Here is an 11,872-nt window from a genome sequence, read left to right as displayed (position 1 = left end):
GAGTACCGGCTACTCGTGGGTAAGGGGTTCACATGGCTACCGTCCGCAAGGCCGCTGTCATCGGCGGCAACCGCCTTCCGTTCGCCCGCTCGAACGGCGCGTACGCCGAGGCGTCCAACCAGGACATGCTCACCGCGGCACTGGACGGGCTCGCCGCCCGCTTCGGGCTGGCCGGTCAGCAGGTCGGGGAGGTCGCCGGCGGCGCGGTGCTCAAGCACTCCCGCGACCGCGACCTGACCCGTGAGTCGGTGCTGGGCTCCACCCTGGCGCCGACCACGCCCGCCTACGACGTCGCGCAGGCCTGCGGCACCGGGCTGGAGACCGCGGTGCTCGTCGCCAACAAGATCGCGCTGGGCCAGATCGAGAGCGGCATCGCCGCCGGCGTCGACTCCGCGAGCGACGCACCCGTCGCCCTCAACGACGACCTGCGCCGCGTGCTCATGCGGCTGAACGGCGCGAAGACGCTGCAGCAGCGGCTCGCCGCGCTGGCCGGTCTGCGGCCCGGCCAGATCGTGCCGGAGATCCCGCGCAACGCCGAGCCGCGCACCGGGCTCTCGATGGGCGAGCACATGGCGATCACCGCGCAGGAGTGGGAGATCCCCCGCGAGGCGCAGGACGAGCTCGCGGTGGCCAGCCACCGCAACCTCGCCGCCGCCTACGACCGCGGCTTCTTCGACGACCTGGTCACCCCGTTCCTCGGCGTCTCGCGCGACGGCAACCTGCGCGCCGACTCGTCGGTGGAGAGGCTGGCCAAGCTGAAGCCGGTCTTCGGTTCCGGTCCCGGCGCCACGATGACGGCGGGCAACTCGACGCCGCTCACCGACGGCGCGTCCACGGTGCTGTTCGGCTCGGACGAGTGGGCGCAGGAGCACCGCCTGCCGGTGCTCGCGCACTTCGTCGACGCCCAGACGGCGGCGGTCGACTTCGTCCACGGGAAGGACGGCCTGCTCACCGCGCCGATCTTCGCGATGCCGAAGCTCCTGGAGCGCAACGGCCTGACCTTCGCCGACATCGACTTCTTCGAGATCCACGAGGCTTTCGCCTCGACGGTGCTGGTCACCTTGAAGGCGTGGGAGGACCCGGCGTTCGCCAAGGAGCGCCTCGGCCTCGACACCCCGCTCGGCCCGATCGACCGGGCCAAGCTCAACGTGACCGGCTCGTCGCTGGCGACGGGGCACCCGTTCGCGGCCACCGGCGGGCGGATCGTCGCGACGCTGGCGAAGCTGCTGCACGAGAAGGGGAAGGGTTCGAAGGGGCTCGTCTCGATCTGCGCGGCCGGCGGTCAGGGCGTCGTCGCGCTGCTGGAAGGGGCCTGAGATGTCGAACGACCTCCTGCGTGACATCAGCCAGTTCGGGCTGGTGCAGCAGCTCGGCGTGCCGCGCATCCCGGTGCTGCGCAGGCACGAGCCCGGTGCGCCGCTGCTCGACGGGCCCGCGCTCGTCGGCGCGGTCGGCGCGGGCCGGTTCGCGGAGCCGGTCCGCGCGCTGCTCAAGGCCGCCGGCATCGCCGACGCCGGGGACGAGGGCAAGCTCGCGGCGGTCGTGCTCGACGCGTCCGCCGTCCGCACGATCGACGAGCTGGCCGAGGTGCAGCAGTTCCTGACCCCGACGATGCGCCGGCTGCAGCCGTGCGGACGGGTGCTGCTGATCGCGCCCGAGCCCGACGACACCGATCCCGAGGCGGCTGCCGTCGCGCATGCCTTCGACGGGCTGATCCGTTCGATCGGCAAGGAGCTGCGCGCGGGTGCGACGGCGAACCTGCTGGTCACTGCGCCGCACACCGACCCGGCCGCGCTCGATCCGTCCGTGCGGTTCTTCCTGTCCGGCCGCTCCGCCTACGTCGACGGGCAGGTCGTGCACGTGACGCAGCCCGTGGGTGAGCCGGTCGATCCCGCACCGGTGGACGATCCGGCGCTGGTCGACAAGCCGCTCGCCGGGCGGATCGCGGCCGTCACCGGGGCTGCCCGCGGCATCGGCGCGGCCGTCGCGGAGACGCTGGCGCGCGACGGCGCCACCGTCGTCGCCATCGACGTCCCGGCCGCCGGCGAGGCACTCGCGAAGGTCGCCAACCGCATCGGCGGCACCGCGCTGCAGCTCGACATCACCGCACCCGACGCACCGCAGCGGCTGGTCACGCACCTGAAGGAGCGCTACGGCCGCGTCGACGTCGTCGTGCACAACGCTGGCATCACACGCGACAAGCTGCTCGCCAACATGGACGCCGACCGCTGGAACGCGGTGCTCGCGGTGAACCTGCGCGCCCAGCTCGCGATCAACGCCGCACTCGGCGACGTGTTGTCGAGCACCGGTCGCATCGTCTGCGTGGCCTCCACCAGCGGCATCGCCGGAAACCGCGGCCAGACCAACTACGCGGCCAGCAAGGCAGGCGTGATCGGGATGGTCCGGGCGCTCGCGCCGCAGCTGGCCGAGCGCGGGGTGACGATCAACGCCGTTGCGCCCGGGTTCATCGAGACCGAGATGACCGCGAAGATGCCGCTCGGCACCCGTGAGGCCGGCCGCCGGATCAACTCGCTGCGCCAGGGCGGGCTGCCCGTCGACGTCGCCGAGACGATCGGCTGGCTCGCCCGCGCGGAGAACGGCGGGGTCACCGGTCAGACCGTCCGCGTGTGCGGGCAGAGCCTGCTGGGGGCCTGATGTCGCTGGGGCTGCTCTACGCCAAGGCCGTCGCCACCGCGGTCGGCCCGCGCTCGTCGACGCTGCCGGACACCGTGCTGCGCCGCAGCGTCGCGATCGACCGGGCCCACCTCGCCGCCTACGACAGGGTGTGCGGGTTCCGCTTCGGCGACACCCTGCCCGTCCCGTACCTGCACGTCCTGGGCTTCGCGCAGCAGGTCGAGCTCATGGCGAGCCGATCCTTCCCGTTCGCGCTGCCGGGGCTGGTGCACGTGCGCAACCGCATCACCGCGCACCGGCCCGTCGACGCGGCGGAGACGCTCGCGATCTCCGTGCACGCCGAGCGGCTGCGCAGCCACCCCAAGGGTGCGCAGGTGGATCTCGTCACGGCCGTCGACGCGGCCGGCGAGCGGGTGTTCGACGGGCGCAGCACCTACTTCGCGCGCGGCGCGAGCGCGCCGGACGAGGAGCCCGACGAGCCGGGCCCGCAGCCGTTCGACGACGGCCCGCCCGCCGCGACCTGGCGCGTCGACGCCGGCACGGGCCGCCGCTACGCCGGCGTCAGCGGTGACGTGAACCCGATCCACCTCTCGCCGCTGGCGGCGAAGGCGTTCGGGTTCCCGCGGGCGATCGCGCACGGCATGTGGACCGCGGCGCACGCGCTGGCCAGCCTGGACGGGCGCCTGCCCGAGGCGCTGACCTGGGACGTCGAGTTCGCCAAGCCGCTGCTCCTGCCGTCGACGGTCGAGCTGCGCACGAAGCGGCTCGGCGACGGCTGGGCACTGGACGTGCGCTCGGGGGTCCCCCACCTTGCGTCGACCGTCCGGTAAGGCGACGTCACACACCGCACGGCCACCGCACACACCGCCCAACCTGTGTGACGTGGCTCTACGGTGTGTGACGTCGGCTGCCACCGACGGGTGTACGTGGGCTGGGCCACCCGGCGGCGCCACCTACACTGCTTGCGTGGGTGCGTTCCAGCGCAAGCAGCGACGGTGGGTCATCGACCTGCGCGTCCGCCTCGCGCTGGTCGTCGTGCTCATGGGTGCCAACCTGCTCGGGTCCGCCGGCGTGTTCGTCTTCGCGACGTGGGTGATCCCGGAAGGTCCCCTGGAGGATCCGGAGTTCGTGCGCGGCACGAACATGCTGCTCTTCGCCGTCTACCTGATCGTCGCGCTGCCGGTGGGCACCTTCGTCGGCGCCCGCCGGTTCCAGCTGTGGCAGCACGGCACCGACGAGGAGCAGCGCCGCCGCGAGCGCCGGTTCGTGCTCTACGGGCCGCTACGCCTGGTGATCGTGCAGTCGGTGCTGTGGTTCGTGGCGGCGGTGCTGTTCACGTCGTTCAACCTGGCCTACTCGCCGCGCCTGGCGCTGCGCATCGGCGAGACGATCCTGCTCGGTGGCGTCGTCACCTGCGCGCTGACGTACCTGCTCGCCGAGCGCGTGCTGCGGCGCACCGCGGAGCGGGTGCTGCGGGACGTGCCCATGCGCCGGCGCCGGCTGCCCGGCATCGTCGCCCGATCGCTCGTGTTCTGGGCGCTCGGCTCGGCCGTGCCGGTGTTCGGGCTGATCCTCGCCGGGGTCGCGGTCTTCCTGTTCGACGACATGACGACGACGCAGCTGGCCATCGTGTTGATCGCCGTGGGCGCGGTGGCGATCGGTGGCGGGTTCCTGGTGACCGTCGGCGCGACGCGCGCGGTCGCGGACCCGGTCAACGGCGTCATCCGCGCGATGGCGCAGGTCGAGGAGGGGGATCTCACCGTCACCGTGCCCGTCTACGACGGCACGGAGGTCGGGCAGCTGCAGTCGGGCTTCAACACGATGATGTCGGGGCTGCGCGAGCGCGAACGCATCCGCGACCTGTTCGGCCGGCACGTCGGCCACGAGGTCGCCGCGGCGGCCGCCGCGGCCGGGGAGGTGCGCCTCGGCGGCGAGCGCCGGCAGGTCGCCGTGCTGTTCGTCGACATCGTGGGCTCCACCGGTCTGGCCGCGTCCCGCGAGCCCGAAGAGGTCGTCCAGGTGCTGAACCGCTTCTTCGCGGTGGTGGTGGGCACCGTCGAGGAGCACGGCGGCTGGATCAACAAGTTCGAGGGCGACGCCGCGCTCGCCGTGTTCGGCGCGCCGGCACCGCTGGCCGACCCGGCCGGCTCCGCGCTGGCCGCCGCGCGCAACCTGGCCGCCCGGCTGGCCGAGCGCGTCCCCGAGGTGGGGCTGGGCATCGGCGTGTCGGCAGGCGAGGTCGTGGCTGGCAACGTCGGCGACGTGCGCCGCTACGAGTACACCGTGATCGGGGACCCGGTGAACGAGGCCGCCCGGCTCACCGACGTCGCCAAGACCACCGACGGTCGCGTGGTGGCCGCTGCCGCCGCCGTCGAGCTCGCGTCCGCGACGGAGGCCCGGCGCTGGGAACTGGGCGACGCCGTCACCCTCCGCGGGCGCACCCAGCCGACGCGCATGGCCACCCCGGTGATCCCGGCGAGCCGACCCCGGGCGCCCCGGCGGGCGGTCACCGAGCGATCGGCGTAAGAGACCCTCCAGAGCGGCCGAAGGTGGCGCGGTAGGTCGTCGGGCTGACGCCGACCGCGCGCTGGAAGTGCCGGCGCAAGGTGGTCGCCGTGCCGAGGCCGCTGCGCGCTGCGACCTGCTCGACGCTCGCGTCGCTGCACTCCAGCAGCTCCTGCGCCAGCGCGACCCGCTCGCGGTGCAGCCAGTCGAAGGGACGCGCCCCGACCTCGGCCTGCATGCGCCGCGCGAGCTGGCGGCTGCTCAGCCCGGCCCGCCGCGCGAGGTCCTCCACGGTCAGCGGGCGGTCGAGGCGGCCGCGGGCCCAGTCCAGCGCCAGCGCCAGCCCGTCGGCCACCCGCGGCGCGCTCGGCGGTGCGATGAACTGCGCCTGCCCGCCCGGCCGGAACCCGGGCCCGACGAGCCGCCGGATCAACCCGTTCGCCGTCGCCGCGCCGTGGTCGCGGCGGACGAGGTGGACGCACAGGTCCAGCGCCGCCGTCTTGCCCGCCGAGGTCAGCACCTGCCCGTCGTCGACGTACAGGACGTCCGGGCGCACCTCGACGCGCGGGTAGCGCCGGGCCAGGTCGTCGGCGTGCATCCAGTGGGTGGCCGCGGCGCGCCCGTCCAGCAGGCCGGCGGCGGCGAGCACGAACGCGCCGGTGCAGAGCCCGGCGATGCGGGCGCCCCGGTCGTGGGCGGCGCGCAGGGCGGCCAGCAGCGCCGGGTCCGACGACGCGTCGGGGTCGTCCGTCGACGGGACGATGACCGTGTCGGCGGCGGGCAGGTCGGCGAGCGCGCACGGGGCGACGTCGGGCAGCCAGCGCGCCGGCGCTCCGTCGGGGGTCCAGGCCGTGAGCTCGTACCACTCGGCGTTCGCGGCGAGGTCGGAGCGGTCCACGCCGAACACCTCCGCCGCGATGGCCAGCTCGAGCAGCATCGTGTGCTCGTGCACCGCGATCACGACCTTGTGCATGTCGGAAACTGTACGCAGGAGGTCGGATCGGACGCTCGTGGTGTCGCGGAGGGCCGATGACCATGGAGACATGCAACGAGTAGTCGTCTACGGCGCATACGGACACACCGGGCAGTTCGTCACCGCAGAGCTGCTGCGGCGTGGTCTGGAACCGGTCCTGTCCGGCCGCGACGCGGACAGGCTGGCCGAGCTGGGCAGCCGGTTCCCGGGCCTCGACCAGCGCCCGGCCGCGATCGACGATCCCGCGGCGCTGGCCGCCGCCCTCGACGGCGCCGCGGTGATCAACACCGCCGGACCGTTCCTCGACACGGCTGCCCCGGTGGCCACCGCCGCCGTCCGGGCCGGCGTCCACTACCTCGACGTCTCCGCCGAGCAGGGTGCCGCCGCCGCGCTGCACCGCGAGCTCGCCGCGGACGCCCGCGCAGCCGGCGTCGCCGTCGTGCCGGCGATGGCGTTCTTCGGCGGGCTGGCCGATCTGCTCGCGACGGCCGCGCTGGACGGCCGCACCACGGCCGAGGAGATCACCGTCGCGATCGCGCTCGACCGGTGGTGGCCGACGGAGGGCACCCGACTGACGGGCCGGCGCAACACCGCGACCCGGCTGGTCGTCACGGACGGCCGCCTCGCCCCGCTGGTCGCCGCGCCGCCCACGACGTGGTCGTTCCCCACGCCGTTCGACGAGCAGGAGGTCGTCGACCTGCCCTTCTCCGAGATCATCACCATGGCGTCGCACCTGCAGGCGACGACGATCCGCTCGCTCTTCGCCGCCACGGCGCTGCGGGACCTGCGCGACCCCGACACCCCCACCCCCGAGGCCGTCGACGCGGACGGCCGGTCGGCCCAGCGGTTCGTCGTCGACGTCGTGGCCCGCACCGCGGATGGCGAGCGCCGCGTCACCGCGTCGGGGCAGGACATCTACGCCGTGACCGCACCGATCGTGGTGGAGGCGGTCGCGCGCATCCTCGACGGCCGCGCCAGCGCGGTCGGGGTGCTCGCCCCGGGTGCGCTGCTCGACGCGGCCGACGTCCTCCACGCTCTCGGGCGGGAGCACCTCACGGTGGCGGTTTCTGGGGCAGCGATGGCCGGAAACCGCTCTCCTCGGGAGGGCTCGGACGCATAACGTCGGTGGGTGACCATCGCTCCCCCCGCCACCCGCTCCGGCTGGCTGACCTTCGCCGCCGTCGGCTTCACCGTGCTGGCCTGGGCGTCGGCGTTCGTCGGCATCCGCGCGGTCGGCGCGACGTACGGGCCGGGGGCGCTCTCGCTGGGCCGGCTGCTGGTCGGCGTCGTGGCGCTGGGCGGGTTGATGCTGGTCAGCCGGCGGCGCTGGGTCGCGCCGACCGCGCGCGAGTGGGGGTTCCTCGCGCTGTGCGGCCTCTCCTGGTTCGCCGTGTACAACCTCGCGCTCAACGACGCGGAGACCCGCGTCGACGCCGGGACGACCGCGATGCTGGTGAACGTCGGCCCGGTGCTGATCGCCCTGTTCGCCGGGCTGCTGCTGGGCGAGGGGTTCCCGCGCTGGCTGATCGTCGGCGCGCTGGTGGCGTTCTCCGGGGCCGTGCTCGTCGGGGCGGCCACCGCGGACGGCACCGCCGACCTGCTCGGCGTCCTGCTCTGCCTCGCCGCCGCCGTCACCTACGCGATCGGGGTGCTCTCGCAGAAGCCGCTGCTGCGCCGCCTGCCCGGCCTGCAGGTGACGTTCACGGCGTGCGCGATCGGTGCCGTCGCCTGCCTGCCATTCGCGCCGTCGCTGGTCGACACCGTGGCGACGGCTCCGGCGGCGGCCACGCTCGGCGTCGTCTACCTGGGGCTGGTGCCCACCGCGCTCGCGTTCAGCACCTGGGCGTACGCGCTGGCGCGCATGGACGCCGGCCGGCTCGGTGTGAGCACCTACGTGGTGCCGCCCGTCGCGGTGGTGATGTCGGCGATCGTGCTGGGTGAGTTCCCGCCGTTGCTCGCGATCGTCGGCGGCGCGGTCTGCCTCGTCGGCGTGGCGATCACCCGGCGCCGGTAGCGGTGCCGAACGGGTTGTCGACGACGTAGCGCCACCTGCCGTCGGTACCGCGGCGGGCCACGTCCGTCGCGGTGCCGGTGATCTCCCCGATCGTCCAGTCGACCACCAGCAACGCGACGTCGCCCGCGGTGAACACGTGCCGCGGTGTCACGTCGAGCGGCTGGCCGAGTGCCTGGAACGCGGTGTTGGCGGTAACCCGGGCGGCGCCGGTGAGCGCGGTGCCGGAGCGGTCGACGAACACCGCGTCCGGCTCGTAGAACGCCTCGACGGGGTCACCGCTCGTGAACGCGGCGGCGAACGCGTGCGGCAGGAGTTCGGGCATGGTGGGCGGATGGGTCATGCCGCCACCGAAGCGCACCGGTCCGTGGCTCACCGAACGGTGAGCGCCGAACCGGTGCTGGTGCCCACCCCGGCCGGCGCCACCCGCCGTCCCGAGCCGGACTGCCCGGTCGAGGTCGCGCTGGCCGCGATCGCCGGCCGCTGGACCACGCTCCTGCTGCGCGACCTCATGGCCGGCCCGCTCGGCTACGGCGAGCTGCGCCGCGGCCTGCCGGAGCTCTCCGACAAGGTGCTGGTGGAGCGGCTGACCGCGCTGCGTGAGCGCGGCCTGGTCGCCCGTCACGAGCGCGCCGGTTTCCCCACCCGCGTCGTCTACGAGCTCACCGACACCGGACGCGCCCTGCGCCCGCTGCTCGTGGAGCTGTACCGGACGGGCGAGCGCCTACGTCCCGCGTAGCGCGTCGAGCAGCTCGTCGTGGATCGCTCCGTTGCTGGCCACGACGTCGGTGACGGCGGCGGTCGCGACCCGTGCCCCCGTCAGGTCGGTCACGCGGCCGCCCGCCTCCTCGACCAGCAGCTGGCCGGCGCTGACGTCCCACGCCGCCAGCTCGCGCTCGACGTACGCGCCCAGATGTCCGGCCGCGATGTGCGCCATCACCAGTGCGGGGGCGCCCAGGCTGCGGACGCTGCCCGCGGTCGTGAGCAGCCGCTCGACGGTGCCGGCGTGCCGGCTGATCCGCGCCGGATCGGCCGACTGGATCTGCGTGACGACGACGGCCGCGCGCAGCGGTGCGACCGCCGAGCCGGCCAGCGGCTCGCCGTTGCCGGTGGCGCCGAGCCCGCGGCCGGCGCAGAACAGCTGGTCGTGCACCGGGTCGAACACCGCGCCCGCCACGACCTCGTCGGCGCCGTGCTCGCGGCAGCGCAGCGCCACCGACACCGCGTACCACGGGATGCCGTGGGCGTAGTTGCTGGTGCCGTCCAGCCCGTCGACGTACCAGACGTGCGCGTCGTCGGCGCCGGGCTCGGCGCCCTCCTCTCCGACGATCACGTGGTCGGGGAACGTGGCGCGCAGGTCCGCGACGATCGCGGCCTGCGAGGCGCGGTCCGCCGACGTCGTCATGTCGACCTGCGCGTCCTTGAAGGCGACGTCGATGCTGGTGCGGTCGATGCCGAGCAGCACGGACCCGCCGGACCGGGCGGCGCCGGCGGCCACCGCCACCGCGTCGTCGACGAGGGGGCAGGACGCGATGTCGATCACCGCGTGACCCTACGGGCGAAGCGCGGCGAGCGCCATGCGCTGCAGGAGTTCCGCGGCGTCGCGGCCGCGCCCGGCGTGCGGGGTGGAGTTGAGCAGGCCGAACGTGCCGTGCGCGACGACGCGGCGCTGCGCGTCGTCGAGCTCGGGGCGCGTGCTGCGCAGCGCGTCCACCCAGATCTCGACGTAGGTGCGCTGCAGCTTGCGGACCTTGGCGCGCGGCCCGGCGGCGAGGTTGGCGAGGTCGCGGTCCTGCACGACGATCAGCTCGGGCTCGCGGGTGGCGAAGTCGGCGTGGAAGGCGACGAGCGCGCGGAGGCGCTCCTCCGGGTCGTCGACGGTGTCGGCGAGCGCCTGCCCGCCCTGCAGCAGGTACTCGCTGATGCCGACGAGCATCTCCTCCAGCAGCGCCTCCTTGCCGGGGAAGTGCCGGTAGAGCGCGGGCCCGCTGATGCCGACGGCGGCGCCGAGGTCGGCGATGCTCACGCCGTGATAGCCGTGCTTGGCGAACAGCTGCGCGGCGCCGCCGAGGATCTGCTCACGCCGGCCGGTCACCGCTCGATGTTAACGAACATTCACCGCATCACACCAGATGGGGGTTGGAACGTCACGTTAATGGGCGTTAACCTGTCGGCATGGTTGCCACCACGGCCGCACCGCCGCTCGCCGTCTCCGCGGCGCCGTCGCCGGAGCACGACGAGGCCCACCGCGCGCTCGTCGCCGACCTGCGCGCGCAGCTCGCCACCGCCGCCCGCGGTGGTTCCGAGCGCGCCCGCGCCCGGCACGTCGAGCGCGGCAAGCTGCTCCCGCGCGAGCGCGTCGACACGCTGCTCGACCCGTCGTCGCCGTTCCTCGAGCTGTCCCCGCTCGCCGCCCATGGCATGTACGACGGCGATGCCCCGGGTGCCGGGATGATCACCGGCGTCGGCCGGATCAGCGGCCGGGAGTGCGTTGTCGTCGCCAACGACGCCACCGTCAAGGGCGGCACCTACTACCCGATGACGGTCAAGAAGCACCTGCGCGCGCAGGAGGTGGCGCTGCAGAACCGGCTGCCCTGCATCTACCTCGTCGACTCCGGCGGCGCCTACCTGCCCGAGCAGGACAACGTCTTCCCCGACCGCGAGCACTTCGGCCGGATCTTCTACAACCAGGCCACGATGTCCGGGCTCGGCATCCCGCAGATCGCCGCGGTGCTCGGCTCGTGCACCGCCGGCGGCGCGTACGTGCCGGCGATGAGCGACGAGGCCGTGATCGTCCGCAACCAGGGCACGATCTTCCTGGGCGGCCCGCCGCTGGTGAAGGCCGCCACCGGCGAGGTCGTCACCGCTGAGGAGCTGGGCGGGGGCGACCTGCACTCCAAGGTCTCCGGCGTCACCGACCACCTCGCCGAGAACGACACGCACGCGCTCGCGATCGTCCGCTCGATCGTCGCGACGCTCGGGCCGCGCGCGCCGCGGCCGTGGGACGTGGTGCCGACGGAGGAGCCCGTCGTCGATCCCGACGAGCTGTACGGCGTGGTGCCCACCGACTCGCGCACCCCGTACGACGTGCGCGAGGTGATCGCGCGCATCGTCGACGGCTCGCGGTTCCACGAGTTCAAGGCGGAGTACGGCACCACGCTCGTCACTGGCTTCGCGCGGCTGCACGGGCACCCCGTCGGGATCGTGGCGAACAACGGGATCCTGTTCTCCGAGTCGGCGCAGAAGGGCGCCCACTTCGTCGAGCTGTGCGACCAGCGCGGCGTCCCGCTGGTGTTCCTGCAGAACATCTCCGGCTTCATGGTCGGCCGCGAGTACGAGGCCGGTGGCATCGCGAAGAACGGCGCGAAGATGGTCACCGCGGTCGCGTCCACGCGGGTGCCCAAGTTCACGGTGATCATCGGCGGCTCGTTCGGCGCCGGGAACTACTCGATGTGCGGCCGCGCGTACTCGCCGCGGTTCCTGTTCATGTGGCCCAACGCCCGCATCTCGGTGATGGGCGGCGAGCAGGCCGCGACGGTCCTGGGCACGGTCGGCAGCGGTGCGAACCCGGACGCGATCCGCGCCCAGTACGAGCGCCAGGGCCACCCGTACTACTCCACCGCTCGGATCTGGGACGACGGCGTCATCGACCCCAAGGACACCCGCACCGTCCTCGGCCTGGCCCTGTCCGCCGCAGCCAACGCGCCCGTGGCCGACCCGGCCTTCGGCGTCTTCCGGATGTGAGGCAC

General features: G+C 73.8%; 12 protein-coding genes. 8 read left to right on the top strand and 4 right to left on the bottom strand.

Going from position 1 to position 11,872, the window contains the following annotated elements:
- Positions 1–32: 32 nt before the first annotated feature.
- The 4 genes from ACQEVB_RS05945 to ACQEVB_RS05930 all read left to right on the top strand — a co-directional run bounded on the left by ACQEVB_RS05945 (position 33) and on the right by ACQEVB_RS05930 (position 5,160).
- Positions 33–1,316: an acetyl-CoA C-acetyltransferase gene (locus tag ACQEVB_RS05945; RefSeq protein ID WP_432966183.1), complete on the top strand. Its 1,284-nt coding sequence runs from the start codon at positions 33–35 to the stop codon at positions 1,314–1,316.
- Position 1,317: 1 nt separating this feature from the next.
- A complete protein-coding gene (locus ACQEVB_RS05940) occupies positions 1,318–2,655 on the top strand; it encodes a 3-oxoacyl-ACP reductase (RefSeq protein WP_432966180.1) in 1,338 nt (445 codons plus the stop codon).
- Entirely contained in the window at positions 2,628–3,464 is an 837-nt protein-coding gene (locus ACQEVB_RS05935; RefSeq protein ID WP_432966177.1) for a MaoC family dehydratase, read from the top strand. The genes ACQEVB_RS05940 and ACQEVB_RS05935 overlap by 28 nt, the downstream gene beginning before the upstream one ends.
- A gap of 136 nt (positions 3,465–3,600) precedes the next feature.
- Positions 3,601–5,160 (top strand): adenylate/guanylate cyclase domain-containing protein, encoded by a 1,560-nt coding sequence (locus ACQEVB_RS05930; protein ID WP_432966174.1) that lies wholly within the window; start codon positions 3,601–3,603, stop codon positions 5,158–5,160.
- On the opposite strand, the gene ACQEVB_RS05925 is transcribed toward ACQEVB_RS05930, so the two are convergent.
- Positions 5,141–6,112 carry a GlxA family transcriptional regulator gene (locus ACQEVB_RS05925; protein WP_432966171.1) on the bottom strand — a complete coding sequence of 324 codons (972 nt, stop codon included), beginning with the start codon at positions 6,110–6,112 and terminating at the stop codon, positions 5,141–5,143. The genes ACQEVB_RS05930 and ACQEVB_RS05925 overlap by 20 nt on opposite strands.
- A gap of 70 nt (positions 6,113–6,182) precedes the next feature.
- On the opposite strand from ACQEVB_RS05925, the gene ACQEVB_RS05920 reads away from it, so the two are divergent.
- Together ACQEVB_RS05920 and ACQEVB_RS05915 are read left to right on the top strand one after the other, a co-directional pair.
- Positions 6,183–7,232 (top strand): saccharopine dehydrogenase NADP-binding domain-containing protein, encoded by a 1,050-nt coding sequence (locus ACQEVB_RS05920; protein ID WP_432966168.1) that lies wholly within the window; start codon positions 6,183–6,185, stop codon positions 7,230–7,232.
- A 9-nt stretch (positions 7,233–7,241) separates the two neighbouring features.
- Positions 7,242–8,126: a DMT family transporter gene (locus tag ACQEVB_RS05915; protein WP_432966165.1), complete on the top strand. Its 885-nt coding sequence runs from the start codon at positions 7,242–7,244 to the stop codon at positions 8,124–8,126.
- Here the strand turns inward: ACQEVB_RS05915 and ACQEVB_RS05910 are convergent.
- Positions 8,110–8,466 carry a YybH family protein gene (locus ACQEVB_RS05910; RefSeq protein WP_432966163.1) on the bottom strand — a complete coding sequence of 119 codons (357 nt, stop codon included), beginning with the start codon at positions 8,464–8,466 and terminating at the stop codon, positions 8,110–8,112. The two genes, ACQEVB_RS05915 and ACQEVB_RS05910, sit on opposite strands and share 17 nt — an antisense overlap.
- 39 nt (positions 8,467–8,505) lie before the next feature.
- Between ACQEVB_RS05910 and ACQEVB_RS05905 the strand changes: the two genes are divergently transcribed.
- Positions 8,506–8,862 carry a winged helix-turn-helix transcriptional regulator gene (locus ACQEVB_RS05905; RefSeq protein WP_432966160.1) on the top strand — a complete coding sequence of 119 codons (357 nt, stop codon included), beginning with the start codon at positions 8,506–8,508 and terminating at the stop codon, positions 8,860–8,862.
- Here ACQEVB_RS05905 and ACQEVB_RS05900 read toward each other — a convergent pair.
- Together ACQEVB_RS05900 and ACQEVB_RS05895 are read right to left on the bottom strand one after the other, a co-directional pair.
- On the bottom strand, positions 8,848–9,666 hold the full coding sequence (locus ACQEVB_RS05900) for an inositol monophosphatase family protein (protein ID WP_432966157.1): 819 nt from the start codon (positions 9,664–9,666) through the stop codon (positions 8,848–8,850). The two genes, ACQEVB_RS05905 and ACQEVB_RS05900, sit on opposite strands and share 15 nt — an antisense overlap.
- Positions 9,667–9,675: 9 nt before the next feature.
- Positions 9,676–10,218 carry an SACE_7040 family transcriptional regulator gene (locus ACQEVB_RS05895; RefSeq protein WP_432966154.1) on the bottom strand — a complete coding sequence of 181 codons (543 nt, stop codon included), beginning with the start codon at positions 10,216–10,218 and terminating at the stop codon, positions 9,676–9,678.
- A gap of 80 nt (positions 10,219–10,298) precedes the next feature.
- On the opposite strand from ACQEVB_RS05895, the gene ACQEVB_RS05890 reads away from it, so the two are divergent.
- Positions 10,299–11,867: a carboxyl transferase domain-containing protein gene (locus ACQEVB_RS05890; RefSeq protein WP_432966151.1), complete on the top strand. Its 1,569-nt coding sequence runs from the start codon at positions 10,299–10,301 to the stop codon at positions 11,865–11,867.
- Positions 11,868–11,872: the final 5 nt, after the last annotated feature.

The sequence above is a fragment of the Pseudonocardia sp. CA-107938 genome (assembly GCF_050936315.1).
Classification (GTDB): Bacteria; Actinomycetota; Actinomycetes; order Mycobacteriales; family Pseudonocardiaceae; genus Pseudonocardia.
This window is presented reverse-complemented; position numbering and strand designations above follow the sequence as displayed.

Excerpts from the sequence above, each read along its gene's own strand:
- ACQEVB_RS05945 (WP_432966183.1), top strand. The coding sequence starts at position 33 with ATGGCTACCGTCCGCAAGGCCGCTGTCATCGGCGGCAACCGCCTTCCG.
- ACQEVB_RS05940 (WP_432966180.1), top strand. The coding sequence starts at position 1,318 with ATGTCGAACGACCTCCTGCGTGACATCAGCCAGTTCGGGCTGGTGCAG.
- ACQEVB_RS05925 (WP_432966171.1), bottom strand. The coding sequence starts at position 6,112 with ATGCACAAGGTCGTGATCGCGGTGCACGAGCACACGATGCTGCTCGAG.
- ACQEVB_RS05920 (WP_432966168.1), top strand. The coding sequence starts at position 6,183 with ATGCAACGAGTAGTCGTCTACGGCGCATACGGACACACCGGGCAGTTC.
- ACQEVB_RS05910 (WP_432966163.1), bottom strand. The coding sequence starts at position 8,466 with ATGACCCATCCGCCCACCATGCCCGAACTCCTGCCGCACGCGTTCGCC.
- ACQEVB_RS05890 (WP_432966151.1), top strand. The coding sequence starts at position 10,299 with ATGGTTGCCACCACGGCCGCACCGCCGCTCGCCGTCTCCGCGGCGCCG.